Source organism: Streptomyces sp. NPDC057694 (genome assembly GCF_042799415.1).
Taxonomy (GTDB): Bacteria; Actinomycetota; Actinomycetes; order Streptomycetales; family Streptomycetaceae; genus Streptomyces.
This window is the reverse complement of record NZ_JBHVIX010000002.1, coordinates 208,236-233,216: the sequence shown is the minus strand read 5'-3', so window position 1 is coordinate 233,216 and position 24,981 is coordinate 208,236. Positions and strand designations below refer to the sequence as shown.

Here is a 24,981-nt window from a genome sequence, read left to right as displayed (position 1 = left end):
GTCCTAGGCAGTGTCCCGGCGATCACAGCCGTCCAACCGTCACCCTCCGATGAAGTTCACCGTTTCCGTCATGTCCACCCGCCCGGTGCGCAGTTGCGGCACGCCCTCTTTCTCGAACCCCACTGAGACGCCGCAGAACAGGACGAGTTCGTCATCGGCTCCGACTGCCTGGCTGACAGTCTCCCGGTACACGGTCCACATCACCTGGGGGCAGCTGTGCAGCCCCTCGGCCCTCAACAGCAGCATGACCGTCTGCAGGTACATCCCAGTGTCAGCCCACTGTCCGGGGCCCATCGTCTGGTCGAGGTAGCAGAACAGGACGACCGGCGCCCCGAACGCTTCCGAGTTCAAGGTGGCGATCTTCCTGGGCCGGTCTGGGTCGTCGCGCTCGATCCCCAGCGATTCGTACCGCTGGGCGGCGGCAGCAGCAAAGCGGTCCAGATACGGCGAGGCCAGCCCGTCCGGGTACATCGGGTACTCGCGCTCGTCGCCGGGGTCCCCCGCCAGGGCCCTGGCTGTCGCGGTCCGCTTGAGTTCCGCCAAGGGTTCACCGGTCACGACGTACAGATGCCATGGCTGGAGGTTCCCGCTGGACGGAGCCCGCGTCGCTGCGGTCAGTACTCGTTCGAGTACCTCCTTGGGCACGGGCTCATCGCTGAACGTCCGCACGGCCCGGCGACTGTCCACGGCCTCATACACATCCACGTCTTCGCGTCCTCTCATTCAACCGGGCCCCTCCACCGTATTCAGCCGTCAGTACCGAGCATCGCCGGAGGCTGGAAGACGTCCCGTCGATCAGTCCAGTCGTTGATAGGACTGTGGGAGACAGAGGCGACTTGACGGATGCTCAGTGGGAGCGGCTGAAGCCGCTTCTGCCGGTCAGCTACGGGCGTTGTGGCAGCTGGCGAGACCACCGCCAGGTCGTGAACGGGGTGCTGTACCGGATCCGCGCGGGCGTGCACTGGCGCGATCTGCCGGATCGATACGGACCATGGAAGACGGTGCACGAGCGGCATCGCCGCTGGTCGGCGGACGGAGCGTGGGAGATCCGCCTGCGGCGGATCCAGGCCGAGGCAGACGCGGCTGGCGAGGTCGACTGGGACATCTCGGTCGACTCGACGTCCGTGCGCGCACACCACCACGCCGCCGGCGCCCGGCGCGCTCCGCCGCCCGCCATCAAAGGGGGCTCTGCGCAGGCGGTCAGAGCCGCTCGGGTTCGGGCGGAACTGATCGACCGGCTGGTGGAGGCAGCGAGGCGCTCGACCGGTCGCGTGGCGGGTTCACTACCAAGATTCATCTGAGCGCAGGGTGCTCTCGCTGGTCATCACGCCCGGGCAGTGCGCCGACTGCACCCAGTTCGAGGCGGTCATGGACCGGATCTGCGTGCCGCGGCTGGCCTGCGGCAGGCCACGTACGAAGCCGGACAGCGTCAGTGCCGACAAGGGTTACAGCAACCGCCGAACTCGCAGCTACCTACGCAGACGCGGAATCCGGCACGTCATCCCGGAGAAGGCCGACCAGGCAGCCAACCGGGTCCGACGCGGCATTTCCGGGGGCCGACCGCCCGGCTTCGACAAGGACCGCTACAAGAAGCGCAACACCGTCGAACGGGCGATCAACAAACTGAAGACCTTCCGCGCGGTTGCAACCAGGTTCGACAAGCGCGGCTACGCCTACCTCGGAACCGTTACCGCAGCCGCGCCCGTCATCTGGCTCCGCTCGTGATCGCCAGGACACTGCCTAGATGCGCGTTGAGTGAGGGCAGGGGAGTAGCCCACCAGGGCGGCTTTGCTCACTCGACGCCGGACTCGTGACTGCGCTGGTCCCCGAGCTCTACGATCACTCAAGCCGCGACAGGGCAGGTTGGGTGATGGGGGCGTCGTTGTGCGGGCACTCAAACGGGCGTTCTGGGCGGTCGACCGCCACTTTGGGGGCGATCGGCCACCCCTGCGGCCGCGCGGGCGGTTCTTGCGCCATCCCCTGCTCTGCGGGCTCGTCGGCGCTCTCTTTTTTGGCGGCCTCGCCGCTTTGGCCATTGAGAGGGTGGACCTTCAGATCGCCCTGTACAGCATGGTAATGGGCTTATTTTCAAGCCTTCTTGTCGTAGGCGAACGGAAGCGCCTGGACCACTACCGCGTCCCCTGGAGGAAGGCGCGTGAGGGCTGACGGGTCATATCCGAGCCCCGGGCCAGAGCGAGATGATCTCGGTGTCGCTAGTGTGATCACGGTGTCGGATCCGTTCTGGATAGCCCCATTCACCGGGCTGAGCCCGCGGGCTTTCGCGAAGCTGTTGACGCAGTTGTGGCGAGAGGACATCGACGCTCCGGTCAGGGCCGGCCGTGGAAGCTCCCCCTGGAAGGCCGCGTGCTGCTCGTGGCTGCCTACTGGCGAACAGCTCACGCTGCGTCAACTCGCCCCGCTCTTGGGGGTATCGAAATCGGCAGCAGACCGTGTCATTGACGACCTTCGGCCCTGGGGAGAGTGGTGGGCTGAGGTAGGGACCCTCGTTGGCCGTGCCGTCGGAAGGGAATAGGGATGCAATGGGGCCGTGCCACGTCCAGGCCCCGTGGCAAACTCCAGCGCATGAAACTCGACCAGACGCTGATAGATGCAGCCGTGGAGCTCATGAACCAACGCTGGCCCGAGGGTGAACCTGGCGGGGCAGCTGCGGTGCGTCTCGCTGACGGTGGGATCCTGACCAGCGTCGGCCTCGACAACATGCACGGTTCGGTTGCGCTCTGTCAGGAGACTGGGGCTTTCATCCAGGCTTACACCGAGAACCGGACCGTCACCGCCTCTGTATGCGTCTGCCGTGACATCGAGCGCGGAAGAGTCCTGATCTTGCCGCCCTGTGGCATCTGCCAAGAACGGCTCGCTCTGTGGGGACCGTCCGTTGAAGTCGCCGTCCCACGGGACGACGACCCGACCCATTGGGAGGCGCGTTCCCTGGCGGAAGTGAACCCCTACTACTGGGGGCGGCAGTTCGCCGACGGACAGTGGCCTTCCCAAGCCCAACACTCCGAGTGACCACACCCACAGCGGCACAGCAACGGAGTACAGCAACCAGCCTGTCCAGAGCTAATCCGTGAGGCTGCAACGCGTCCGGTACGACTACTCGCGACCGACCCACAAAGAGCTGCGGATCAAAAGGCGCCCGTTCCCCATCCGCGCCCGATAGGTCGGGAACTCACGGGGAACCACGGTCACGAACGGGCAGCGAGCACGGTGAAGGCCGCGGACCGATGTTGCCGGTCAGGGGCCTTCAACCTGCGCGGTGGATGCGGGATTTGAACGCACGGTGACTTTCGCCGTGACGGTTTTCAAGACTGCTCGCCCGGAAACACCCCTTCCCTGACACCTCCGTAGAGCCCCCACTCATTAAGGCCTGAGTAGATCAACGCGGCACGCCCCTGCGGAAAGGAAAAACACCGGGCCTCACCCGTGTAGATCGCGACCAGCGAATCCGCACCACGCCACCAGGTGTCGGCAAGCCCCTTTGTCTCTGGGACCGGTTCCATGGCGTCGAGTTCAAGTCCATCGACGTCATCGCCCGTGACCTTCGTGATTCGCTTGGCACACATCGACGCGTGATGAGCCAGCGCGAGTGCCTCGATCCACCCTTCGACGGTCGCGTGCAACGGCGCCCAGTGGTCCGCATGGATTCCGAACTCACCGGCCGGGCCAATCATGAATGAGTAGGGAACAGCAGTCCGTTGTGTCCCGGCCTCGAACCACCATCCCTCCGCAGACGTTCCTTCGGGTGAGTCGGCCTCGAAGTACTTCGGCCCTCCGTCGTATTGGGAGGCCGGCGGCAGAAGCAGGCCGCCCCAGCGCTCCTGAAAGGCCGCCATCCGGTCAACCACATCCGCCGGAATGTCCCGGTCAAGCCACCACTGCCTGTGCTGCTCGACAGACCTGACGTCGACCCTGATGCCGTGCTCAGCGACGAAGCTGTGAGCCCTCCGAGTCAGCCCGCCGGGCACATCGCTGAGGAGGTTGAGATTCACCCGGTGGACGATACCCGCATAGCAGCGAAGTACCGCAACCTCAACGACCGTCCTTGTCCGGCGATGCTCGCTATGGCCTCAACCACAGCCGGTATGACCCTGACCGACCGTTCTCTCTAGAGCTACGGATCAGATGTTGTCCCCGGCCCGTAGCTCTTCCTTCCGCCGGCGGGCGTAGCCCTCCAAGTCCTGCTTGATGGTCATGACGTTCTCGACGCGGATCCGGATAGGTCCACAGTGCAAGGCATCGCAGGAGCGGGGAAAGCTACCGTCGATGAGGGAGACACCGCTGAGTACGACGCCCGCCACCTCATCAACGGCAGTGCACAGCACCGGATGGAACGAGCAGTCCTCGTAGACGTCGCCCACTTGGATGCCGTTCGGGTTGGCGGGATCTGGTGTCTTGTTCATGAGGGACACCGTCTCAGTTTCCGTCTCCTCCAGCGACGGTCAGGCCCGTTCGCGAGAGGTCGGAAACAAGTCGCCGCCCTTCGCTCGACCACACGCGAACCCAGGTGAACGGCCCCGGACAGGGTCTCGGGTCGGACCAACAGTCCTGGAAAGAGTGTGGGGCGACGGCTGACGGGATGGGAGTTGGGGAGAGCGGTGGGTTGAGGGGAGGATGCCGCCATGTCAGATGAACAGATACGCCCCCTCAGCGAGCTTCGCCAAGGTCAGACAGTCCAAGCAACGGTCATTAGTCACGAGCCTTGGGGAATCATGGCGAAGCTCAACGAGTACGAGCCCGTGGGCGCTTCGTTGGACACAATTCGTCGCAGAAGCGAGCCGGGAGTGAAGCGACTCGTGCAGGAACTGCCCCCCGTGGGGGCGACCGTCGACCTGGTCGTTGGCGAGGTACGCGACTGGAATCACAGGCCGTGGATATGGCTCGACCTCACGGCACCCGGTGCCGCCGAATTCTGACCGTGCCCCCGGCGTGCCCGACAGACTGGGAACTCACGGGGAGCCACCGTCACGAAACGGGCAGCGCACATGACAAAGGCCCCCGTCCGATGTGCCTGGTCAGGGGCCTTCAATCTGCGCGGTGGGTGCGGGATTTGAAACCATAGTGACTCACGCCACGACGGTTTTTCAACACCGATCAATCACCGGCGAACCAGAGATGCCGGTGCACACTAGGCCTGTGCCGTAACGGCTGATCTTGGCGTGCCTGGTCTGATCACGGCTTCGGAGCCGTCCTGGATAGTCCCCTTCGCCGGGCTGAGCCCGCGGCAGTTCGGCAAGCTGGTCACCAGCCTGCGGCGCGAGGGCGCGGACTCGGCCTGCAAGGGCCGTCCGTGGAGCCTGCCGCTGCACGATCGGGTCCTGCTGGTCACCGCGTATTGGCGGACGAACCTGACGCTGCGACAGCTCGGCCCGCTGTTCGGCGTGTCCAAGTCGGCTGCCGCGCGGATCATGGACGGCACTCTGGTCCCCACCCGTGATCACGCTGTCGCCGCACAGTCGAAGAACTATCGGTACTCCACCAATCACCAGGTCGTCATCGACGCCGACATCCGACTCGTCGTCGCCGTTGGCCGGCCCCTGCCCGGCAACCGGAACGACTGACGGGCATGGGAACTGTCCGGCATCAAAGCCGCTGTCGGAACGGCCGCTGTCATCGCCGACGGTGGGTATCGAGGCACGGGCCTGGTCATCCCGCACCGCCGCGAGCGCGGACAGGACGAACTTCCCGCGTGGAAGGAGGAGCGCAACGCTTCCCACCGCAAAGTCCGAGCCCGCGCCGAGCACGTCTTCGCCCGCATGAAGACCTGGAAGATCCTCCGCGACTGCCGCCTGAAGGGCGACGGTGTTCACCATGCCATGCTCGGCATCGCGCGCCTGCACAACGTGCTCCTCACCGACTAGGACAAGTCGGGATGTTCCTGGTCAGCCGGCCTTTGTCCCCCCCGCCCAAGGGAGTTCGGCGTGGCGACAGTTTGCGATGGCTGATCCGCCAGCCGTCAGAGGTGCGCACGACGGTGTCGTCATAGGAGACGGAACCGCACGAGCCATCCGCCTTGATACCCAGCCCCTTGGAACGGACCTGTACCTGACCGTCCGCCGACGCCGTGATGACGACGTTGGTTACGTGATGCGCGACAGGGTTGGCCCCTCCCAGCGCCCATGCCGCTTCTCGGATGGCCGCCACCCCACATAGCGGTTCCTGCCCGAAGTCGGTGAGGTCGTAGACCACATCGGCGATGAACAACTCCTCGAACCGGTCAAGGTCCCCGTCGTCAACAAGATGACCATGCAGCGAGATCAGTTCGGTGATGGCCAAGCGATCTTCAAGAGCGAGCGACACACGTGTCCTCTCCGACCCGGCATGGAAGGCACCAGGCCAAGAATCGATCCGACGTCAGCACGGCACCACACTGCTCAACGAGTTGGGCCGCAGCCGGCAAGAGCGGGGCCGTGCACGGCGTGATCGTCTCCTACCGACGGTCAGCCTGCCACCGAGTTGGCCCTGTCACCGTCAGCCGAAGCACGTCTTACGGGACAGGCCTTAGCCCCGTTCGGACTCAAGCTCCTCCACCTTGCCGCGGGCAGCAGCCGCCCGAGCCTGCATCTCCTCGTACAGCGAACCCATCTAGCACCCCTCCTCAACCATCACGGCAGGGACGGAGTACTCCGAAAGCACCGGAATCGGCACGACCTCAGCTCAGGCATCCCTGGGCAGGAAGTGCACTCCTCCCACCCCCTACCGACTGAAACACCAGCTCACCAGCCCTTATCTCGCCGTTGTATGGCAAACGCGATGAAGGGCAGAACGCCAAAGAAGATGGGTGTAGCTCTCTGATGGCGGCGTGGTCGGGTCTCCACCGTGTGGGTGGAGGAGGCGGCGCTGATGGGGTCGTTGATCGGGGAGTTGGAGGCGCGGGAGGCGACGGCCCGGTCCGGGTGTGGTCGCCGTTGTCCTCGACGAGTGACGGAACCGTCGGGGCCGCACCGTGTCGGGGGCCGAGCGGGGCGGGCCGCCCACCGACTATCCTCGCCGAGTTCGTGCCACCCACCCGGCCCGGGCATCGCGGCGCGGCGTACAGGGGAGCTGACACGGCATGAGAACGAAGAGCGCAGCGGCGTGGGCGGTAGCGGTGCTGATGCTCGGCGCAGCCGTCGGCGGCTGCGCCGAGCAATCGGACAAGGGACCGTCCGGCAGCAGCGCGAAGCACACGAAGTCCCACCGCGAACCCGAGGACAAGCCTGATTCACGGGTCGTCGAGGACGACGACGACCACACCGTCCTCGAGCTGTCGGACGGCCGGCAGGTGTCCCTCCGCTTCACTCGCCGCGGCCTGGAGGTACAGCATCGCGACGTGTCCGACGACTCCTGGTCCGCCCGGAGGACGGTCTATGAGACCGGCATCAATCCGTGCGGCGGCATCAGGGCAAAGGCGTACCAGGACACCGTGTGGCTCACGGCCGGCTTCGGCGCGTACTGCAGGGACGGCGACGAACCGCATGAGGTGATCGCGGCCGTCGCCACCGGGGACCTCTCCTCCTGGACCACCGACCTGACCAAGAACACCACCCCCTGGCCGAAGGCCCGCATCAGCGACGGTGGCGCCCGAGTGGACTTCGTCCGCAACATCTGGCTGATGACCACCACGCTGACCTGGCGCAAAGGCTCCGGATTCGCCGGGGTGGCCACGGAGTACAAGCCCATCCACCCCTGGTTCGTGGGCCGGTGGCGAGCCACGGACGGCAGCCAGCAGCTGACCGTCCACCAGGTCGGGCCGGGCAGATTCGCACGCGTGGTCATCGAGTCCCTCACCGGCTCGCGATGCAAGGGCAGCGCCATTGTCACCGGCACCGACCAGTACAACCTGTCCCCGAGCAACTTCAAGCTCGATCAGGGCACCAGGACCGTCCACTGCCCGCCGGATGAGCTCAAGTACCGCTTCGACGTGAAGTCCTCGGACGGCCCGCTGCGCCTACGCACGATCGGCAACCACCCGAAGACCGTCCTTACCTATGAGCGGGTGGGCTGACGTACGACTGCGCACGAGGGGCGGCGGCGTGGTCGGGTCTCTGCCGTGTGGGTGGAGGAGGTGACGCTGACGGGGTCGTTGATCGGGGAGTTGGAGGCGCGGGAGGCGGCGGCCCGGGCCCGGGTGGAGGCGCTCGAAGCGGATCTCGCCCGGCTGACGGCCCGTCTGGAGAACGAGCGGGAGGCATGGTCGCGGCTGTGGATCGCCCGGGAGACTGTGGCCGAGGTGATCATGGATCTGGACGGGTCCGGAGCGACCGCATCGGTGGCCGGCGGCCCGGAGCCGGAGAACCCGGTGCACCCCGGGGTGCGGGTGGTCGGGGCGATCACGGTGCCGCACTGGCGCCAGGGGCTGTCGGCTGCGGTGCTGCCGGATGTCTACCGGGCATCATCGAGGTCCTTACTGACACCGCGAAGCCGATGGAGGCCAAGCAGGTCGTGCCGCGGATCGGGCTGCCCGCGGTGAGCGGAAAGATCGAGGGGCGAGGGGGAAGCTGAAACGGCTGGTGGAGCGGGGCCGGCTGACCGAGGACGAGCCCGGATGGCTCACGGTGGCCCACCCCGGCGACGGCCTGGAACCGGCGAACTCCCGCAACGATAAAGGCTCTTCTCTCTAGCTTCGGAGTAACCAGCCAGACCGAAGCACCCAAGAAAGAAGAGCCGTGGTGGAACCCTACGACGCCTTGCCCGCCATCGATCCGTTCGCCGCCGCCGCAAGGGCCTTCGACCGCCTGACCGAGGAGTTGGCCGACCCCGCCTCGGCCGCGCTGACCCACCACGATCTGGAGGACCTGATCGAGGCGCGGAGTTGCTGCGGCTGCTGCTTCAGGCCCATCTCGACCTGCGGGAGCGGGCCGAGCGCGAGCAGGGGGAACGCGCCGGCCGCCCGGCGGTCCGGGATGCGGACGGACAGGTGCGCCCGCATCGCGAGGTGGGCCATTGCAGGCGTCCGGCCTGCGTGTTCGGCACCGTGACCGTGACGCGGACCGCGTGACGGGGCAGGTCGATGACCAGCGTCCGCCCCCTGGATGCGGACCTGTCGCTACCCGCCGGGCTGCACTCGCACGGCCTGCGCCGCCGCGCGGTTGCCGAGGCGGCGCGCGGTTCCTACGACCAGGCCAAGGAGGCGATCGAGCTGCGGTGCGGGAAAGTCCTGGGTAAACGTCAGGCCGAACATCTGGTCTCCTCAGCGGCCGTTGACATCGACGGCTTCTACCAGCGCATGCCGAGGGCATCGACGTCATCTCGCCACTGCGTTGTGAGTCTGTTGGCCCATCGGCGGTTGGTGGCGAGGAACATGCCAGACGCCATTCATCCTCACGCGGGCGAAGTCGCCGTCACTGTGAAAAAAGGGGGGAGGAAGGACGACGAAGAAACCATCACGAGTGGTCACCGGCCGGTGGATGACCGTCCCACCGCGGTCTGCGTCTTGGCTGCCGCGAGCACGGTGTCAGCCCATGCTGCGGCGGACTGTCCGCCGCCCACGTCGATGCGATCCAGCCCCAGCCTGTCGATGGCATCGACCATGAGCGTCTGGTAGCGCTCAGTGCGAGCTAGGAACTTGTCCATCAGAGCCCGTTCCTCGTCTGTGGCTGCTTCGTAGCGGCCCGCCGCGTGAACGCGGGCGCGTACTAAGGAGTTGTCGGTAGTGAGCCACACGGCGGCCGTGCGCGGGACCTGCAGCTTCGCGACGCTGACGGGCCAGAGTGCCGACCCCTCGAGAACCATGCCTGTCCGGCCGCCGTCCTCGGCCGCATGGGTCGTGATCAGCTCTTCGATACGGGGCCACAGCCGATCGTAGTGGTCGAGAACCGACGTGATCAGTTCGTCAACCGTGAGCGATCCGTAGTGCTCGGCGACGTGCGCAGGCACCTCCCGCTCCGGGGTTCTCCAGGGTCGCCCAGGGTGCCGGGCAAGCGCGTCGGTGCTCAGGACCGCGAACCCGAGTTTCTCCGCCACTACTTGGGCAACGGTCGACTTTCCGACGTTCGACGTCCCGCCGATCAGAACCACCCGGACATCACGCACATCAACGACCCTACCGACCCCTCCGGGACGATGCCTGCAGGGCCAGCGCCCTGCTCTCCTTCGCCCGCCCGGACCCGCCCTGCACCCACTGCGCCCCACACGTACTTGGGTAAGTGGTCCCGAATTTCCGGGAACCGTGCCGCGGGAACCGCGATCTCCAGATTGCCGTGCGGCCGTGACTGTTCTCCACGGAGCAGATCCAGTGCCCACCCCGTCGCGATGCACCAGGCGCATCGACCCCGGCCAACCGCTCCGCGACCTGCTGCGGCCGTCATGCCTGCACCCACCGGGCATCCAGTTTGCCGGTCCTGAGCAGAGCGCCACCAGCAGGCAGGGGTTCGGTCGTCGGCACAACCGACTGCCGCAACAAGTCCAGGTGCGAGGCCATATCAAGGCCTGCAGTCGGTCTTGTTGCGAGGAAGGAACAGACCAGACCCCTGGATCGTCGTCGCCACTCCGGAAGAGCCGGGCCCATCGCAGGTCGACGAACGTGTGGCAGCGGCAGCCAAGTTTGATCGTGCCCACTCTCGCCTCCACCTCACCTCAGCCACAGTGCCCGGGCCCCGCAACACGACCGAAACCGGCGAGAGGACGACAGCCAAGGATCGTGCCGGCGCGTGACCGTGCGTGTCACAGCGGGTCTCCGAGCGGCCCGTACTCCTCTTCCAGGGCATTGGCCCAATGAGCTGGCCAGTCCGGTTGCGTGCCGTCGGCGTCCGTGAACCCGTACTCCTTGTACAGGCCCCAGGTGGCCAATGCCCGCCCGGTCTTGGCCATGACGTCGGGGTCGGCGGCCAGCGCGGCGACCGCCCGTCCCAGGTAGGCGGGGGTTTCGGAGCGGGCGAAGTTCGGGTCCTTGGCCACGCCGTCCCGCCAGTTGGCCTCGGTGACGCCGAAGCCCTCCAGCATGGCCTCCGAGCGCAGGAAGCCGGGCGTGATCGCCACGGCCGCGATGCCGTGCGCCTTCAGCTCGGCGGCCTGGCCGACGGCGAGACGGATCACCGCCGACTTGGCGAGGTCGTAGAAGAACGAGCCTCGATAGCGGGCGGTGTTGCCGTCGGTGACCTCCACGACCAGACCGCTGCCGCGGTCGACCATCAGCGGAAGCGCGAACCGGCTGGTGATCACATGGGTCTCCACCGCCTGCCGTATCAGCCGAAGGCCGGTATCAAGGTCCTGCTGCCACAGCGGATGCTCCCAGTCTGTCAGCGGATCTCCACCCCATACGGAGTTGACCAGGATGTCGAGCTGTCCGTCCTGTTCAGCCGCGATCCGGTCGACCAGGACACCGACCTCGTCCGGGCAGCTGTGGTCGGTGCGTACAGGGATGCCGAGGCCGCCGGCGGCGGTGATCTTCTCAGCGGTCTCCTCGATGGTTTCCGGGCGGTCCAGGTCGGAACGTCCGGCAATGCTGCTGCGGCCGGTGACGTACACCGTCGCGCCAGCGGCTCCGAGCTCGACGGCAATGCCCCGCCCGCCGCCTCGGGTGCCGCCGGCGACCAAGGCCACCTTCCCGGCCAGCGGGCGTGCATCGTTCGTCATGATTCCTCCAGGTCGTGGCCGTGGCGGGGCGGGAAGTGAGGAGACAACATGTTGTTGAGCTCTTGCCGGAGCCGTTGCACGAGGGTGCCTTGACGGTCGAGGGCCCATACCAGGCCCGCACCGGAGGCGATCGCCTGCACGGACCTGGCCAGGGCCGCAATGTCCGTCCCAGTGCGGAGCTCGCCCGTGAGCAGGGACTCTGTGAGCAGTGCCTCGATGGCTCGGCCCTGGGCCTGGTGGATGGCCAATGCATACTGGCGGAACTGCGGATCCGTGAGATCGATGCACAAGAACGCAAGATGGTTGGCGAAGGTCTCGGGCGTGGCCATCGAAGCCATCGGCTCCACGATCAGCGCCGCAAGCGCCTTAAGTGCCGATTCATGCTCTTCACGTACTCGCCCGGGCAGCGCGTCGGCATCTTTCGCGGACTGCTCGGCGAGTGCCAGAAGCAGCCCACGCTTGGACCCGAACCGCTGCACGAGCGTGCCGGGTACCAATCCCACCTCACGAGCTACGACAGCCAGAGTCAGCCCCACAGGACCCACCCGGCCGATCACGTCGGCCGCCGCACGCAAGATCACCGCATCCTCGACCCCTCGGGGGCGTCCCGCCACCACGGCTCCCATCGATTAATAAATGCCCGTTCATTCATTAAAGCGTTCGATCGGCGGCACGGCAATCCGGTATCAGTGGCAATCGACCCGGTGGTGACGGCCGACCAGAACCTTGATCATCAGATCGACGCACTTCTCCGCAACGGCGTCAACCGTGACAACATCCACGTCGACGTCGCCAGCGGCGCGAAAGCCTCCCGCCCCAAACTTGATCTCGTCATGCAGCTGATGCGCGAGGGCGACACGTTGAAAGTCACCCGGCTCGACCGGCCTTCCCGCTCCGTCATGCACCTGGTCACCCTCGGCGCCGAGCTGCGCGAGCGCGGGATCGGCCTGCACGTCATCGAGCAGGGCATCGACACCGCCACCATGGAGGGCCGCGCAATGTTCGGGATGCTCTCCGTACTGGCCGAGCTCCAGCGAGAGCTGATCGTGGCGAATACGAACGACGGGCTCGCCTCCGCGCAGGCTCGCGGCGTGTCGGGGGTCGCCGGCCGAAGCTCACCGAGGACCAGGCCGCGCTTGCCCAACGGCTCTACGACGAGCGAGAGAAGACCGTCCAGCAGATCGCCGACATGTTCGGCGTGCCGCGCTCGACGGTGTACGGGCACCTCGACAAGACCAGAACCGTCCCCCGCCAGCCCAAGAAGACCGTGGCCACGAAGCCCTGACCGCTCGATTGCGGCTGATGACACGGTTCTTACCGGCACCCCTGGTCGCGGCGATCAACGGGTGGATATGAGTAGCACCGGCGTACGCATGATCGATAGCTTCACCGGCTATGAAGCAGCGGAAGCAGAAGAAGCTCTCCCACCACCTCTTCGAAGCAGTGCTGGCAGGCAACACCGTGCGCACGAAGGCTCTGTTGCGCAGTGGAGCAAGTCCGGAGAGACGGAACAGTGACGGCACTACTCCGCTGTACCTGGCTTCAGTACATGGCGAGGCCGAGATTGCTCGTTTGCTCATGGAAGCCGGAGCTTCCCCCGACACCGAAAGTAGCGGCCTCGGCTCGGAGGGCACACCATTGTGCGCAGCCGCCTGTTGGGGGCACATCGCAACGATTCGACAGTTGTTGGCACATGGTGCCGATCCCAACCTTCGCGAAGACCACGGCACAGGCAGATCCCCGCTGGACTGGGCGAACAACGCACCTCACCCCGACACTGCCGAGACCCTTCGGGCAGCAGGGGCGCAACCAACAGCGCACCCAGCTTCATAGCCAGCGCTGCCTCAGCGCTCGCCTTCGTAACAGGACCTAGCAGCCGTCGACGGATTCCGCACAGGCCGCGGCCGGACCGCCCGCGCGGTTGCCAAGAAGACTGTGCGCAGATCATGCAGTTGCGCGCGACCGGCCGCAAGTACCGCCGGGCCCACCACAGGGCTGAGAAGGCCGAGACCAAGGGCTCGTCGAAGGCCCGGCGGTAGCCCGGACTACCGGGAGCCCGCCACAGGGTGCGACTTGTAGAAGGACTCCTCCAGGTAGGCGGCCTCGTGCGGCCGGTACGGCTCCTCCAAGTAGGCGGCCTCGCCTTCGTCGAGTTCGACGTCCACTGCGGCGACGGCGTCGGCCAGCTGGGCCGGCTTGGTGACCCCGACGATGGGCGAGGTCACCACCGGGTTGCGCATGACCCAGGACAGGGCGACCTGGGCCGAGGGCAGGCCCCGCTTGCCTGCGATCTCGTGGACGCGGTCAGTCACTGCCTGGTCCTCGTCGCGGTAGAGGATCTCGCTGCCCTCGTCGGTCCTGGCACGCGCCGTGGCGGTGTCCCGGGCCCGCGTCAGCCTGCCCCGTGCCAGCGGGCTCCACGGGATCACGCCGATGCCTTGATCGGCACAGAGCGGGAGCATCTCCCGCTCTGCTTCTCGGTGGATGAGGTTGTAGTGGTCCTGCATCGACACGAACCGGGTCCAGCCGTTCAGGTCAGCCAGGTACAGGGCCTTGGCGAACTGCCAGGCGTACATGGAAGAGGCTCCGATGTAGCGGACCTTCCCGGACTTGACCGCGTCGTGCAGCGCCTCGAGGGTTTCCTCGATCGGGGTGTCGTAGTCCCAGCGGTGGATCTGGTACAGGTCGATGTAGTCGGTCCCCAGTCGCTTCAGGGAGGCGTCGAGCTCGGCGAAGATCGCCTTGCGGGACAGCCCGGCGCCGTTCGGGCCGGGGCGCATCCGCATCCAGACCTTGGTGGAGAGAACGACCTCCTCGCGCCGGGTGAAGTCCTTGACCGCCTTTCCGACGATCTCCTCGCTGCTTCCGGCGCTGTACCCATTGGCCGTGTCGAGGAAGTTGACGCCGTCCTCGAGGGCCTGCTTGATGATGTCCCGGCTGGCGTCCACGCCCAGCGACCAAGGCTCGCCGCCCCGGTCCGGCTCGCCGAAGCTCATGCAGCCGAGGGCGATGGCGGAGACTTCCAGTCCGGTCGTCCCGAGTTTGATGTATCGCATGCTTGCGAACCTAGGAGTTGGAGTGCACTCCAACGCAAATTCGGAAGGGTGGGGCATACGCGCCCTGTCAGGTTCGACCGTGTCCGCCAGACGTACTTGGAGAACTCGGCAGTAGCGAGTAACAAACTGTCGATTCTCGGCCGAGCGCGTCAGGCACTGCTCAGCCCCTCGGGTTCGGTGCTCACGCCTCCTATGCCCTTCGCTAGTAGCCCGGCCCCTGCAACAAGGGCTCTGCATAGGCCGCGGGTTAGAGGGGGCGACTCTCCTGTCTGCGATGCCTGTTAGTGCCGCATCAGACAACGTTCGCTCTGTTGAGGAACCAAGCCAACGCAGCCACGCCGATGGGTAACGCAACAAGGTAGCCGACGAGGATACCGATGCCCGGATCAGCCAGCGCAGGGAAAGTCCAGTTCACTGTTGCAGTCACGAGCAGTCTCACCGTTGCCAGCGCAAGGAGAGCGGCGACAACGGCAAGCCGACGCGGCGGGCCCGCCCCGCTGTACAACTCGGCCGCAGGCCCGATCGCGATCAGGCCCGTCACGAGGCCGACCAGGCTGGTGTCGGGCAGCCACCCGAACGGCCACCCCACCAGAGCGATCAATCCGGAGACAGCAAGGCCGCCCAGTTCCAGTGCGACGGTGGACACGACCGGGTGGTCCAACGAGGGGTATCGGATCGAGCCGCTCCCACTGTCCTTTTCATCGGACACGTCGTCAGAGTCGCCATCGACAGGGCGAACGTTGCCTGAGTCGGCACTAGGTCCTTGGGGAAAAGGGGTGTTCGGGCGGGGCCGGTTCGCTTTTGTCCGGGGAATCGTCGCAGTCGAGATCCTCGGTCGTGGTCGTGGTCGTGGTCGTGGTCGTGGTCGCGAGAGTGATGCGGGCGTTGTCGTGCTCTTGCGTAGAAGCTCGTCAATTCATGCTTCACCTATGGAACGATCACCGGCATGGAGATCCTTCGGTACGTGTTCCTTGTCTTCCACCTCTTCGGGTTCGCCGCGATCATGGGTGGCTTGTTCTTTCAGCTGAGAGGGAAGGACCCGGTGACCGGCAGTTACATGCCGATCAGCGCGGTCGTTCAGCTGGTCACCGGTGCGGGACTCATATGGACCCGGACGTCCCTGGACCTGCCGGTGGACAACGCGAAGATGGGAGTGAAGCTGGCCCTGGACGTCCTGGTGGCGGTGACAGCGCTCGTGGGCATGCGCAACAAGCAGCAATGGGCGTTCTATGCCGTTGGGACGTTCACGGCGGCCGCAACCATCGTGGCCGTTGCATGGAAGTAGTTCCTCAACTGGCCGCCCTGGTAATTCTTCGGACGTCATGTCACGGAGGATCGTCAACGCTCTGCGCTCTCAGGCACGGACCGGTGGCCAGTGGGACTACCTGCCGCACGCCCTCCCGCCGCGGGACCCTACAGGTATTCGGCGCCATCACGAGCGAGCAGACCCGCTCCTGGAGCTTCGACGAGATCGCCGCCCTGCCTGGTGCAGCGTGACGATGGATCTGCACTATGAATCCGGCACCAGCACAACCGGCGACACCTTCTGCGGCGTAACGGCCCGCGCACTGCTCTGCCTCGCCCCACGTTCGGCCCGACTCGCCACTGCGAACGACGCCGTCGCCGCGAACCTCCTCTTCGCCGACGGCCAGTTCGATGCCTACAGTCCATATTGTGGTGCGATCCCGGCCGGGCTCCGAAGATTGCTGGCATTGTGACGGCGAAGCTGGAATGCGTGGTCTCCGGAAGCACCCTGGCCACGGGCGCGACAGTGACAGGGAATCCTGCTCGATCCCACTCCGGTGCAAGCCGAGGGCACGACGAGCACGCGCATCGAGTATCGAGCGCCGGGAGGAGTGCCGTGCGGTGCGGCAGAGACAGTGATCCAAGGTCTGATCATCTAACCCGGATAGGTATGGACGATCCTCCCAGCAGGGTTTGCTGGCTACGAAACTGACGCCATGGTAAGCAACCTTAAGAACGAACAGCCTCGAGATCTGAGTTCGTCGATCCCGCAGTGGTCAGGGAAGGCGAGACCGCCCCGGGAACATTGTCAAGGAGGGCTTCCTGAGATGCCGAGCTTCTTCATGGAAAGCGCCGCAATGTTGGCCCGTCAGGCAGACGAGCTGCTGGCTGAGCGCAAGCGTGACGCGCGGCGTCGAGGGGGCGCCCATGGGCGCCGTATGGCAGAAGCTGCCAGGGAGAAGAGCGTCAGCAACGCTCTGGACGAGCTGCGCCGGAAGTTGACTCTCGGCATGATCAGCCGTCAGGAATTTGACAAAGGTGTCGCTCTCTTGAAGGGCGTTGAAGGTGTCAGCCTCCTGAAGGGAAAGGGCAGATCCAGTAATTAGCCCAGGACCCGCATGCGAAAGAGCGGTTGACCTGCCCAGTACCGGATCGCCCGTGGCCGGGGGAACAGGGCGTCAGCCGACTCCACACGAAGTGCACCAGATGCCCGGGAGCCCCCGCAGGAGTCGATACCCCAGAGGAAGACTCGCGGTGCCGCATAAGTTGAGAACGACGCGGCCCGACGCCGGTCAGCTGATCGGCGGCGGGAGGGTGGCCTTGGCGGCGAGGAACTTCGGAGCCAACTCTCGATAGCTGTCGGTGATCAGTTCGGTGAGCTCGGTCCAGTCGGTGTGGTCACCGAGCACGGTGGCGACGACGTTGTGTCCCCAGTCGGCCCGGAGGAACGGGAAGCCGCCGGCGGTCAGGCCGAGCAGGTCGTCGACGGGTACCCGAAAGGTCATCACGACCAGTTCCTGACCTGCGGTTACATACGGGGCGTAGACCGAGGAGCGCTCCGTGTCCGGCGTGTAGACATGGGCGAATGTCCGCGTCCGGATCCGCCAGCGCACGCCGATCCAGGCAGGTTCCTCGTACGTCTCGGGCAGCTGCCGGCAGATCGGCCGCAGCCGGTTCAGGATCTCCGGCGGCACGTCTCCAGGGCTGGACATGGGCCGACACTAGCGGTCGCCGACGGATTCCGCGCGGGCCGCGGCCGGACCGCCCGCGCGGTTCTCAACATGGGCCATAGAACGGCGCGTAGGCAGAACGGGTGTCCGGCACACGCCTCACGGAGGGCTGCAAGGCGGCGCGGACTCCTGATGACGGCGCAGGCGTCGTAGTTCAGGCCTACGAGGCTTTCGCCGGGCGCCCTGTGCGTGACTTCGTTCCCGTCCACGTCGAACGCAAGACACGCGCCGTGCTGGGCAAGCCGCCCGACCTCGAGGGATGACCGGCCGGCTCAGGAGGCGAGAGCCTGCCTGATGATGTCGGCCACCGCGTCAGGCTGGGACAGGTAGACGCAGTGACTTGCCGCGACCTCGGCCACGGTGGCTCCTGCCCGCTCCGCCATGGCCCGCTGCGCCGGAGGCGGGATCATGTGGTCGTCGGAGGCCACCAGATACCAGCTCGGCTTGGTCTGCCAAGCGGCCTGGGAAACCGCGCCGTTGAGGGCCTCCACACCCCAGGGCACTTGGGAGTCGGCCATGAACCGGGCCTGTTCCACGGGGAGGTCGCCGGCGAACGCTTCGGGGAACTTCTGGGCGTCCAGGAGAAGGAAGCCGTCCTGGGGCGGGAGGATCGGCGGGACAGCGGCGCCGGGCGGCGGGTCGGCGATCAGCGTGCCGACCGACTCGCCCTTGTCCGGGGCGAACGCAGCGATGTAGACGAGGGCGGCGACCTTGTCGTCCTGCCCTGCTTCGGTGATGACCGCGCCGCCGTAGGAGTGGCCCACGAGGACGACTGGCCCGTTCTGCGCCGCGATCACACGCCTCACAGCGGTCGCGTCGCCGTCCAGCGACAGCGTCGGATTCTGCACCACGCTCACGTGGTGGCCATCGGCGACCAGCCGGTCGTACACGGCCTGCCAGCCGGACCCGTCGGCGAACGCACCGTGCACAAGAACGACGTTGCGAGGTACCGAGACTGTGCTCATGGTCTTCCCCTCTTGCCGGTGATGGCTGGTGCATCGAGCACCCTGAGACTAGGGGGAGTTGGTTGAAAGCCGCTTCTGACAATTGGCGTAGGCCGCGGTCGGGGCGCTAGGAGATGCGGCGTAGATTCCCTGCGCCCACCCCACAGCAGGACAGCTTCTGGGCACACGTCAGCACGCTCGACGCGCTGACGTGATCTCAGATCCTGCGCGTCATCACGGGCGGAACGATCAGATGGCGCGCCCTGTGCTCGATCGCAGCGCTCACCGCGTATGTCCTGAAACCCTCGGACGCCGTCGCCCTCTGGAGATCCTGTTCGCGTTTCGCGCACACCGCGCAGTCCGCATCGAAGTCGGGGAGCAGCGGTCCGTGCTCCAGGGCCATGTGCTGTCCGAGGGCGAGCTGCGTGGTCAGCCCCGAGTCGAAAGGGTCAACGTCCACCGCGCCCGATGTCGTCAGCGAGGCCCCTGTGACGGCCTCACGGACGCCGATCATCCGCCGGTACAGAGCCGCGCAGGTGTCGCACTCCATCATCCATGCGGGCGGGATGGGCCACAGCTCGCTGTCGTTCAGATCATCCGTCGCCATGGGCCGAGCCTAGGGACGGCCGCTTGGGCGGAGCCGTCGATCGAGTCAACAGCCCGCGTTGTTGGCTTCTGCCGACGCCGACCAGGCCCGGTTGCCAGCATGCTTACCTGGGTCATGCCCCCGGATCCTCCGTCACGGGCAGGCACTCGGCGAGCAGGTCGACGACGTCGCGCCAGGCTCGCTGCGCGTGCCGTGGGTGGTAGCCGACGCCGGGGACCACGGGGTGGTCGACCGGCGGGTGGTGGAAGGCGTGCAAGGCGCCGCCGTAGACCGCGAGGCGCCAGTCGACGCCCGCGGCCTGCATCTCGGCGGTGAACGCGTTCCGCTGTGCGGCCGGCATGATCGGGTCTTCCGACCCGACCCCGGCCCACACCGGGCAGCGAATGCGCGCCGCCTCGCCCGGTCGGCCTGTGGTCACCGCGTTGACTGTCCCGATCGCGCGCAAGTTGACGCCGTCTCGGCCGAGTTCCAGCCCGATGGCGCCCCCGGTGCCGTAGCCGACGGCGGCGATCCGCTCGGGGTCGGTCCGCGGTTCCGTGCGCAACACGTCGAGCGCCGCATGGCCTATGCCTCGCATCCGGTCGGGATCAGCGAGCAGCGGCAGGCAACGGGCCAGCATCTCCTCGGGGTCGCCCAAATAGCGCCCGCCGTGGAGGTCGAAGGCCAGTGCCACGTAGCCGAGTTCGGCTAGAGCATCGGCCCTGCGACGCTCGACGTCGCTGAGTCCCATGCCCTCTGGCCCGACCAGGACCGCTGGCCGACGGTCGGCACCGGCCGGGAGCGCGAGGTGCCCGATCATCGTCAGACCGTCGGCCGGGTACTCGACCGTACGCGTCGTAATCGTCGTCATGGGACTGAACCGTAGTGATCGTCGAGCCCGGTCCGGCCGGTGTTCTGCCGGGGGCAGAGCAGCGCGGGTGTTCTTCTGAAATGCGGCGAGGACTCACAAGAGCCGGCTTCCTCCCACATGCGGTGATAGGCGCGACAACCATCTGCGCTACGCCCCGCCTGGCAGTGGAGCATAACTCTGGGACGGGGCGGCGCCACGCCAGTCGCCGACGTCGTCGATTTCCTGCTGTGCGCGGGCCTGTCGGCAGCTGAGGGGTTGCTCGGCGATCCGTCGTAGTCGAAGTGGAGCGGTGGGCGGGCACACCATTACGAGGCGGCCTGGCCCTCTTCAGCTCAGGAAGTCGAGGACGGACACCACGACATGCATCAGTCGCCCGCGGTTCCGGTGGCCTGACGAGCAGTACAGGCGAATGAACCATCGACCCGTCTGTTTCACCGGCGCGCCGCAATAGCATGTCTGCGGTTCCCGTATCCGTTCAATAGAGATCCACCCCATGCGCTGAGGGTACGGCGGACGGTACCCGCCCGGCGATGTTCGCCAACAGGTGCCCAGCAAGCTCGGCGTCCGGCTCGAGACCGTCGCGTACGGCGGCGAGAGAAAGTGACGGCGCGCCGCCGACGCTGCTATGAGGTCAGCCGCGGCAGCAGAAGCCACAAGCGTTACCTGATCTGCGACGGACGTGGAACCCCACTCAAGGTCATCACCACTGCGGGCAACGTCAACGACATCCCCTGAACCCCCGCGCCCTGGCCGACAGCATCCCATCCATCGCCGACCGCTCCGGCCTACCTCGCAGACGTCCCGAGGCCATGGTCGGCGAGGAGGGCTACAACTCCAGCGCCAGCTGCGAGGAACTCCGCTCACTGGGCTGCATTCTGGTCTGAGGCGACGCCTCAAGAAGGCACACTCATGATCGGGTTACGAGCTTGCAGAGTGCGGTCTGTGATCAGTGGGAGGGGGAGAGCTGTTCGCGTACCCATTCGGGATCGGGGTTGGTGGCCGGCCGGCCGGCGACGACGACGGTCGGCACGGTCTCGTTGCCGTCGTTGGCTGCTCGCACCGTCGCTGCTCCTTCCGGGTCGCGCCAGATGTTGACCCAGTACAGCTGGCGGCCGCTGCGGCCCAGTCGGACGCGCAGTCGGATGCAGTACTTGCAGCCCGGCCGCCAGAAGACGATCGGTCGGCCGTCGGCCGCGCTGCGGCGTTGTGCCTCCTGCGCGCCGATCGACCTGGGGAAGATCAGGGGCGAGTTCATGCCGGCGAGCGCCAGGAACGCCAGAAGGAGCGCTGTGGCGGAGCCGGGGCTGCCCTTGAGGAACTGCGCAGTCGCGACGGCTGAGCCGCTGAGTACGAGCAGCGTCGGCAGGATCCAGAGGCGCGTCATAGTGATGCAGGCTATCGATGAGCCGCAGTGGTTCCTCGAACCAGTGGCTCACCTCGAAGCGTTGACCAGGTCAACCTCGCGGCATCCGTCGGTTTTATGTCGATACTGGCGAGATGCTGATGGATGCTGCGAACGCGTTGGCTGTGATCGGGGCCCTTCAGACGCAGAGTGTGGAGGTGTGGCTCGGGGACGGCGGCTGGGGCGTCGATGCTCTCCTCGGCGAGCAGACACGTCCACACCGGGATGTCGATCTGATCGTGCGGGTCGACCAGGCTGAGGACGCGGTCCAGGCCCTTCGGGGCCTGGGCTTCACCGTTGCGGAGGGTCGCCTTTCCTCGTGTTTCGTCCTGCGCGATCAGGACGGCAGGAGCGTCGACGTCCATCCCGTGGTGTTCGACGGGGAGGGCAACGGCAACTACACGATGGAGAACGGCGAGGTGTGGGTGTACGAGGCCGCCTGGTTCGGCGGGAACGGGGCCCTTCAGGGTGAGCCGGTGCGGTGCCTGACCGTGCAGGGACAGGTGGCATGCCATGCAGGGTACGAGCTCGATGACGAGGATCGCCGGGACATGACGGCCTTGCACGACCGCTTCGGTGTGGACCTCCTGCCCGAGCAGCGGTTTGGGGTGCGATGAGGGGGGATCACGCCGCTGCGGAGGTGTTCGGTCCCTACCGGACGGGCGAGTTGGGAGCGCGCCGGGTCTTGGGCTCAGCCCTGGAGTTGCGGCCGCCGACGTAGGCGGCGACGCGGGCATTCTGCTCGCTGTGGCTGCGGTGGCCGGTGCCGTTGAGGGCGACTTGGCGCAAGGCCGCGAACTCGGACTCGACCCGGTTCAGACAGGACCCGTAGGTCGGCAGGAAGACTGGCTCGATGTCGTGGATCGTTGCCCGCGCCCGGACGTCGGAGTGCGTGTGCGGGGAGATGCCGCCCAGCACGACATGCAACTGCTCTCCGGGCCACCGCGCCCGCAGAGCCTCGAGCAGGCCGAGAAACTCGCGCCAGCGCGTCCTGCTCCGGATGCGGTCGTAGATCTTGCCGGTGGTCAGATTGATGGGCGAGAGCATGTGCATCACCCGAATCGTCAGCCTGAGATTTAACCCGTAGGAGCCTTGGGCGCGCGGCTCTCATACTGGTCCGATGAGTTCGATCTCCACGCACCACCGGTTCCGGGACCCCCGGAGCACGAAGTACGACTTCCTCACGTCGGTTCTCGTGCGCTGTCCCGGTTGCGGAAAGGTCGCGCACGTCGGTACGGCACCGGACCCGTCCGGGGTTCACGACCAGGGCCTCTTTGCGCGGAGGCGTCTCGTTTGCCGGAGCTGCGGGGTGGCAAAGGACTGGAGCCGTGGCGGTGTGGCCTCGCACCGGGACCGGTATGCGCCGGCCACAGACCCGTACTTCGATGTGCGTCTGTGGCTGCAGACCGAGACCCGGCACGGGTGGGTATGGGCCTACAACCTGGAGCATCTGGACTTGATCAGGCGGTTCGTGCACGCTTCGCTGCGTGAAGGTATTCCCTGGCACGACCACGGCCGGAAGATGACCGTGGTGGCCCGCCTGCCTGCATGGATGCAGCAGGCAAAAAACCGCGAAGAAGTGCTGCGGGCCATCGCCCGCATCCACGCCTCACTGCGGCGCATCTGACCTTTCCTCAGCCAGTTCGGCGCGGTCTTGTGCCGGTCTTGTGGTGCGCGGGACGGCTGAATGCCTCGCCGGTGACGAGGACTGGCGTGCTCAAGTCGCCCACCATGGATGAGTGGGCCGCGTTCACTGCTGGCTGCAACCTTCGCGACATGGGCACGCACGTCTGCGCCCTGCCCGCCGGCGAACATTGCTTCCGCGGCCTGGTCTGCCTCGGCTGTCACCATGCCCAGCCGAAGAAGAGCGCCGCACCCGTCGTCCGCCGCAGGATCGCCAGCCATCCCGTGCCCTTGCCCGAGCCCACGAGAGCGGCGAACCTGCCGTTCAGATCGCTGCACGCGAACTTGAGATCGATCGGCTTCGCAGCGCGCTTGGCCCGCGCAGAGGAACTCAGCGACAAGGTCGCGGCGGCGCTGGAAGCCGTAGCCTGGTATTCGCCACCCACCCCCCCAGCGGTGTACTTCGTCTCGCGGCGAATATCGTGCGGCCATGACGGTCATGGAGGTTCGCAACGACTACAAGGGCTGGCTCGTCCTCTGGCTTGAGCCGTTGGGTGAGGACCGCTGGCTGGAACCGGGAGAGACGTTCCGTATCCGATCGGACTACGACGGCGACGCGTTGGCTTTCTCGGTCACATGCTGGGCGGATGAGGAGGACCGAGCCGCCGGGATCGAGAACATGGCGGTCTGGATCGAGGCCGGCGACTGCTACGCGCAGGTGACCGATCGGTTGGGGAACGTCATCGAATGCGGCCACCACCGACCGGAAGAGATCAACAGGAAGTGGTCTGCGGCCGCAGAAGAAGCCCGCAGACGCATGAAGGAACGCGAGTCCCAGCGGAACTCTTGAGACAAGAGCTGGGCTACGTGGAGCTGGACCGGCGCGGAGCTGAGCTGCTGTTCCAGGTGCTGACCGAACGCGAGGAGAAGAACAGCGTCGCTATCGCTTCCAACGAGAGCTTCGGATCCTGGACGAAGACCTTCACCGCCCCCGGCTCTGCGCGGCCATCTGCGGGCGTCTGACCTTCGGCGGCACCATCATCGAGACCGGCACTCGCTCCTGCGGTCTCCGGCAGACCAAAGCCCGGGCCGAACGCGCCTCAGGTCAGCCCCCCCTCAGACTGGCTGAACCCCGGTGCCGAGTCCACCGGCCTGGACAAGCCCCTCGACGAACGACTGGAAGTCCGGGGCAAGGTCCAACTCTGTTTCCGCATCTGTGTCGAACCAGGTGATGGACGGCTCTCCGTGTCGGCCACAGACCCGGTAGTCGAGCATGATCCAGTAGTGCCCGTCACCGGACAACAGCACCACGGGCGAGGGGAGGTTCCATTCCTCGACCAGCTCGGGCGAGTCCAGGATCGATGTCATCCGCTCGCGTCGGCCGATCCCCATGAGTTCGTCGAACGGCACGTGGTCCTCGCTCCACGACGTTGGAACGCAGGTGGGAAACGCGTTGCAGTGAGCCGCTACGCCGCCGCCGTTCTGCACCCGCAGCAGAGACAGGAGCGCGGTGGGGAGTGAGACACCGAGCCGGAGTTCGGCATCCCGGACCGCGGCTTCGGTCAAGGTCGGCTGAACTCCATAGGCGTTGTCGTTCCAGAACGATGCCCGAACCTCATCGAAACTCGTCACGATCAGCATCGTATGGCCCGCCTAGCAGTGCACAGCAGGAGTATCCGAACAGCCGAGCGGCGTCAAAACACGGCGACTTTTTCGAGTCCATCAGACCTCAAACAGCATCGAAACTCGGCGACAAAAGACATCCGCTCCAACACGCTCAACCATGTGCGTAGGCGGCGAACAACAACCAGGTCTGCTGGTTGGCTGCTTCCGAGTCGCGGAGCCTCGGCTTGGTCCAGCCGAGGGACTTGCCCCCTCTTGGAGAACACCGGCTCCGGGCGACTGCGGACGCGGAGCCGCAACCCCAGAGCGCTGGTCGCCCGTATGCCCGTG

General features: G+C 66.3%; 31 protein-coding genes and 6 pseudogenes. 17 read left to right on the top strand and 20 right to left on the bottom strand.

Going from position 1 to position 24,981, the window contains the following annotated elements; translation table 11 throughout:
* Nucleotides 1-39 precede the first annotated feature (39 nt).
* The gene (locus ACFVDP_RS07950; protein WP_383486034.1) at nucleotides 40-705 is read right to left on the bottom strand and encodes a nitroreductase; all 666 of its coding nucleotides are present in this window, start codon (nucleotides 703-705) and stop codon (nucleotides 40-42) included.
* 113 nt (nucleotides 706-818) lie between these two features.
* Here ACFVDP_RS07950 and ACFVDP_RS07945 point away from each other — a divergent pair.
* The 3 genes and pseudogenes from ACFVDP_RS07945 (at nucleotide 819) to ACFVDP_RS07935 (ending at nucleotide 3,027) form a co-directional block, all read left to right on the top strand.
* Nucleotides 819-1,725, top strand: a pseudogene (locus tag ACFVDP_RS07945) (IS5 family transposase).
* Nucleotides 1,726-2,155: 430 nt separating this feature from the next.
* Nucleotides 2,156-2,473, top strand: a pseudogene (locus ACFVDP_RS07940) (transposase family protein); the annotation flags it as partial.
* 110 nt (nucleotides 2,474-2,583) lie between these two features.
* Nucleotides 2,584-3,027 (top strand): cytidine deaminase, encoded by a 444-nt coding sequence (locus tag ACFVDP_RS07935; RefSeq protein WP_383485075.1) that lies wholly within the window; start codon nucleotides 2,584-2,586, stop codon nucleotides 3,025-3,027.
* Between the two features lie 293 nt (nucleotides 3,028-3,320).
* Here the strand turns inward: ACFVDP_RS07935 and ACFVDP_RS07930 are convergent, their stop codons facing one another.
* Both ACFVDP_RS07930 and ACFVDP_RS07925 read right to left on the bottom strand, forming a co-directional pair.
* Complete coding sequence (locus ACFVDP_RS07930; protein WP_383485073.1) at nucleotides 3,321-4,007, bottom strand: hypothetical protein; 687 nt, start codon at nucleotides 4,005-4,007, stop codon at nucleotides 3,321-3,323.
* A gap of 129 nt (nucleotides 4,008-4,136) precedes the next feature.
* Entirely contained in the window at nucleotides 4,137-4,418 is a 282-nt protein-coding gene (locus ACFVDP_RS07925; RefSeq protein ID WP_383485070.1) for a hypothetical protein, read from the bottom strand.
* A gap of 756 nt (nucleotides 4,419-5,174) precedes the next feature.
* Here ACFVDP_RS07925 and ACFVDP_RS07920 point away from each other — a divergent pair.
* Nucleotides 5,175-5,876: pseudogene (locus tag ACFVDP_RS07920) on the top strand (transposase).
* On the opposite strand, the gene ACFVDP_RS07915 reads toward ACFVDP_RS07920, so the two are convergent.
* Nucleotides 5,866-6,315 carry a nuclear transport factor 2 family protein gene (locus tag ACFVDP_RS07915; protein ID WP_383485067.1) on the bottom strand — a complete coding sequence of 150 codons (450 nt, stop codon included), beginning with the start codon at nucleotides 6,313-6,315 and terminating at the stop codon, nucleotides 5,866-5,868. The pseudogene ACFVDP_RS07920 and the gene ACFVDP_RS07915 sit on opposite strands and share 11 nt — an antisense overlap.
* Nucleotides 6,316-7,069: 754 nt before the next feature.
* On the opposite strand from ACFVDP_RS07915, the gene ACFVDP_RS07910 reads away from it, so the two are divergent.
* Both ACFVDP_RS07910 and ACFVDP_RS07905 read left to right on the top strand, forming a co-directional pair.
* The gene (locus ACFVDP_RS07910) at nucleotides 7,070-8,002 is read left to right on the top strand and encodes a hypothetical protein (protein ID WP_383485064.1); all 933 of its coding nucleotides are present in this window, start codon (nucleotides 7,070-7,072) and stop codon (nucleotides 8,000-8,002) included.
* Between the two features lie 60 nt (nucleotides 8,003-8,062).
* On the top strand, nucleotides 8,063-8,467 hold the full coding sequence (locus ACFVDP_RS07905; RefSeq protein ID WP_383485061.1) for a hypothetical protein: 405 nt from the start codon (nucleotides 8,063-8,065) through the stop codon (nucleotides 8,465-8,467).
* Between the two features lie 207 nt (nucleotides 8,468-8,674).
* On the opposite strand, the gene ACFVDP_RS07900 is transcribed toward ACFVDP_RS07905, so the two are convergent.
* The 6 genes from ACFVDP_RS07900 to ACFVDP_RS07875 all read right to left on the bottom strand — a co-directional run bounded on the left by ACFVDP_RS07900 (nucleotide 8,675) and on the right by ACFVDP_RS07875 (nucleotide 12,152).
* A complete protein-coding gene (locus ACFVDP_RS07900; protein WP_383485058.1) occupies nucleotides 8,675-8,941 on the bottom strand; it encodes a hypothetical protein in 267 nt (88 codons plus the stop codon).
* 102 nt (nucleotides 8,942-9,043) lie between these two features.
* Nucleotides 9,044-9,178, bottom strand: a complete 135-nt coding sequence (locus ACFVDP_RS07895; protein WP_383485054.1) for a hypothetical protein — start codon at nucleotides 9,176-9,178, stop codon at nucleotides 9,044-9,046.
* Between the two features lie 212 nt (nucleotides 9,179-9,390).
* On the bottom strand, nucleotides 9,391-10,029 hold the full coding sequence (locus tag ACFVDP_RS07890; RefSeq protein ID WP_383485051.1) for a hypothetical protein: 639 nt from the start codon (nucleotides 10,027-10,029) through the stop codon (nucleotides 9,391-9,393).
* Nucleotides 10,005-10,304: a nucleotidyltransferase domain-containing protein gene (locus ACFVDP_RS07885; RefSeq protein ID WP_383485048.1), complete on the bottom strand. Its 300-nt coding sequence runs from the start codon at nucleotides 10,302-10,304 to the stop codon at nucleotides 10,005-10,007. Before ACFVDP_RS07885 ends, ACFVDP_RS07890 begins: the two co-directional genes overlap by 25 nt.
* Before the next feature lie 355 nt (nucleotides 10,305-10,659).
* Nucleotides 10,660-11,571 (bottom strand): SDR family oxidoreductase, encoded by a 912-nt coding sequence (locus tag ACFVDP_RS07880; RefSeq protein ID WP_383485045.1) that lies wholly within the window; start codon nucleotides 11,569-11,571, stop codon nucleotides 10,660-10,662.
* The gene (locus ACFVDP_RS07875) at nucleotides 11,568-12,152 is read right to left on the bottom strand and encodes a TetR/AcrR family transcriptional regulator (protein WP_383485043.1); all 585 of its coding nucleotides are present in this window, start codon (nucleotides 12,150-12,152) and stop codon (nucleotides 11,568-11,570) included. The genes ACFVDP_RS07880 and ACFVDP_RS07875 overlap by 4 nt, the downstream gene beginning before the upstream one ends.
* Nucleotides 12,153-12,260: 108 nt before the next feature.
* Between ACFVDP_RS07875 and ACFVDP_RS07870 the strand changes: the two are divergent.
* The 3 genes and pseudogenes from ACFVDP_RS07870 to ACFVDP_RS07860 form a co-directional block, all read left to right on the top strand.
* A pseudogene (locus ACFVDP_RS07870) lies at nucleotides 12,261-12,605 on the top strand (recombinase family protein); the annotation flags it as partial.
* A 119-nt stretch (nucleotides 12,606-12,724) separates the two neighbouring features.
* Nucleotides 12,725-12,856 (top strand): annotated as a pseudogene (locus ACFVDP_RS07865) (ArsR family transcriptional regulator); the annotation flags it as partial.
* Between the two features lie 110 nt (nucleotides 12,857-12,966).
* Complete coding sequence (locus ACFVDP_RS07860) at nucleotides 12,967-13,404, top strand: ankyrin repeat domain-containing protein (RefSeq protein WP_383485040.1); 438 nt, start codon at nucleotides 12,967-12,969, stop codon at nucleotides 13,402-13,404.
* Between the two features lie 212 nt (nucleotides 13,405-13,616).
* Here ACFVDP_RS07860 and ACFVDP_RS07855 read toward each other — a convergent pair whose 3' ends face one another.
* Entirely contained in the window at nucleotides 13,617-14,627 is a 1,011-nt protein-coding gene (locus ACFVDP_RS07855; protein ID WP_383485037.1) for an aldo/keto reductase, read from the bottom strand.
* Nucleotides 14,628-14,919: 292 nt separating this feature from the next.
* Nucleotides 14,920-15,336, bottom strand: a complete 417-nt coding sequence (locus ACFVDP_RS07850) for a hypothetical protein (RefSeq protein WP_383485034.1) — start codon at nucleotides 15,334-15,336, stop codon at nucleotides 14,920-14,922.
* A 237-nt stretch (nucleotides 15,337-15,573) separates the two neighbouring features.
* Between ACFVDP_RS07850 and ACFVDP_RS07845 the strand changes: the two genes are divergently transcribed.
* The 3 genes from ACFVDP_RS07845 to ACFVDP_RS07835 all read left to right on the top strand — a co-directional run bounded on the left by ACFVDP_RS07845 (nucleotide 15,574) and on the right by ACFVDP_RS07835 (nucleotide 16,978).
* Nucleotides 15,574-15,912 (top strand): hypothetical protein, encoded by a 339-nt coding sequence (locus tag ACFVDP_RS07845; RefSeq protein WP_383485031.1) that lies wholly within the window; start codon nucleotides 15,574-15,576, stop codon nucleotides 15,910-15,912.
* Nucleotides 15,913-16,120: 208 nt separating this feature from the next.
* Nucleotides 16,121-16,345, top strand: coding sequence for a hypothetical protein (locus tag ACFVDP_RS07840; protein ID WP_383485028.1), 225 nt, complete (start codon nucleotides 16,121-16,123; stop codon nucleotides 16,343-16,345).
* 354 nt (nucleotides 16,346-16,699) lie between these two features.
* Complete coding sequence (locus ACFVDP_RS07835) at nucleotides 16,700-16,978, top strand: hypothetical protein (RefSeq protein WP_383485025.1); 279 nt, start codon at nucleotides 16,700-16,702, stop codon at nucleotides 16,976-16,978.
* Between the two features lie 186 nt (nucleotides 16,979-17,164).
* Here the strand turns inward: ACFVDP_RS07835 and ACFVDP_RS07830 are convergent, their stop codons facing one another.
* Complete coding sequence (locus ACFVDP_RS07830; protein WP_383485022.1) at nucleotides 17,165-17,584, bottom strand: MmcQ/YjbR family DNA-binding protein; 420 nt, start codon at nucleotides 17,582-17,584, stop codon at nucleotides 17,165-17,167.
* 101 nt (nucleotides 17,585-17,685) lie between these two features.
* On the opposite strand from ACFVDP_RS07830, the gene ACFVDP_RS07825 reads away from it, so the two are divergent.
* A complete protein-coding gene (locus ACFVDP_RS07825) occupies nucleotides 17,686-17,865 on the top strand; it encodes a three-helix bundle dimerization domain-containing protein (RefSeq protein ID WP_383485019.1) in 180 nt (59 codons plus the stop codon).
* Between the two features lie 9 nt (nucleotides 17,866-17,874).
* On the opposite strand, the gene ACFVDP_RS07820 is transcribed toward ACFVDP_RS07825, so the two are convergent.
* The 4 genes from ACFVDP_RS07820 to ACFVDP_RS07805 form a co-directional block, all read right to left on the bottom strand.
* The gene (locus ACFVDP_RS07820) at nucleotides 17,875-18,567 is read right to left on the bottom strand and encodes an alpha/beta fold hydrolase (RefSeq protein WP_383485016.1); all 693 of its coding nucleotides are present in this window, start codon (nucleotides 18,565-18,567) and stop codon (nucleotides 17,875-17,877) included.
* 196 nt (nucleotides 18,568-18,763) lie between these two features.
* Nucleotides 18,764-19,153 (bottom strand): hypothetical protein, encoded by a 390-nt coding sequence (locus ACFVDP_RS07815; protein ID WP_383485012.1) that lies wholly within the window; start codon nucleotides 19,151-19,153, stop codon nucleotides 18,764-18,766.
* Between the two features lie 112 nt (nucleotides 19,154-19,265).
* A complete protein-coding gene (locus ACFVDP_RS07810; protein WP_383485009.1) occupies nucleotides 19,266-20,003 on the bottom strand; it encodes a dienelactone hydrolase family protein in 738 nt (245 codons plus the stop codon).
* Between the two features lie 946 nt (nucleotides 20,004-20,949).
* A complete protein-coding gene (locus tag ACFVDP_RS07805; RefSeq protein WP_383485006.1) occupies nucleotides 20,950-21,387 on the bottom strand; it encodes a glutaredoxin domain-containing protein in 438 nt (145 codons plus the stop codon).
* 113 nt (nucleotides 21,388-21,500) lie between these two features.
* On the opposite strand from ACFVDP_RS07805, the gene ACFVDP_RS07800 reads away from it, so the two are divergent.
* Nucleotides 21,501-22,022: a nucleotidyltransferase domain-containing protein gene (locus tag ACFVDP_RS07800; protein WP_383485003.1), complete on the top strand. Its 522-nt coding sequence runs from the start codon at nucleotides 21,501-21,503 to the stop codon at nucleotides 22,020-22,022.
* 34 nt (nucleotides 22,023-22,056) lie between these two features.
* Here the strand turns inward: ACFVDP_RS07800 and ACFVDP_RS07795 are convergent, their stop codons facing one another.
* Nucleotides 22,057-22,452: a transposase gene (locus ACFVDP_RS07795; protein WP_383485000.1), complete on the bottom strand. Its 396-nt coding sequence runs from the start codon at nucleotides 22,450-22,452 to the stop codon at nucleotides 22,057-22,059.
* A gap of 73 nt (nucleotides 22,453-22,525) precedes the next feature.
* On the opposite strand from ACFVDP_RS07795, the gene ACFVDP_RS07790 reads away from it, so the two are divergent.
* Nucleotides 22,526-23,032, top strand: coding sequence for a hypothetical protein (locus tag ACFVDP_RS07790; protein WP_383484997.1), 507 nt, complete (start codon nucleotides 22,526-22,528; stop codon nucleotides 23,030-23,032).
* Between the two features lie 217 nt (nucleotides 23,033-23,249).
* Here the strand turns inward: ACFVDP_RS07790 and ACFVDP_RS07785 are convergent, their stop codons facing one another.
* On the bottom strand, nucleotides 23,250-23,474 hold the full coding sequence (locus ACFVDP_RS07785) for a hypothetical protein (protein WP_383484994.1): 225 nt from the start codon (nucleotides 23,472-23,474) through the stop codon (nucleotides 23,250-23,252).
* A 44-nt stretch (nucleotides 23,475-23,518) separates the two neighbouring features.
* On the opposite strand from ACFVDP_RS07785, the gene ACFVDP_RS07780 reads away from it, so the two are divergent.
* Both ACFVDP_RS07780 and ACFVDP_RS07775 read left to right on the top strand, forming a co-directional pair.
* Nucleotides 23,519-23,878: a hypothetical protein gene (locus ACFVDP_RS07780; protein ID WP_383484991.1), complete on the top strand. Its 360-nt coding sequence runs from the start codon at nucleotides 23,519-23,521 to the stop codon at nucleotides 23,876-23,878.
* A gap of 5 nt (nucleotides 23,879-23,883) precedes the next feature.
* A pseudogene (locus tag ACFVDP_RS07775) lies at nucleotides 23,884-24,125 on the top strand (ATP-binding protein); the annotation flags it as partial.
* A gap of 19 nt (nucleotides 24,126-24,144) precedes the next feature.
* Here ACFVDP_RS07775 and ACFVDP_RS07770 read toward each other — a convergent pair.
* Nucleotides 24,145-24,669 carry an SMI1/KNR4 family protein gene (locus tag ACFVDP_RS07770; protein ID WP_383484989.1) on the bottom strand — a complete coding sequence of 175 codons (525 nt, stop codon included), beginning with the start codon at nucleotides 24,667-24,669 and terminating at the stop codon, nucleotides 24,145-24,147.
* Nucleotides 24,670-24,981 lie beyond the last annotated feature (312 nt).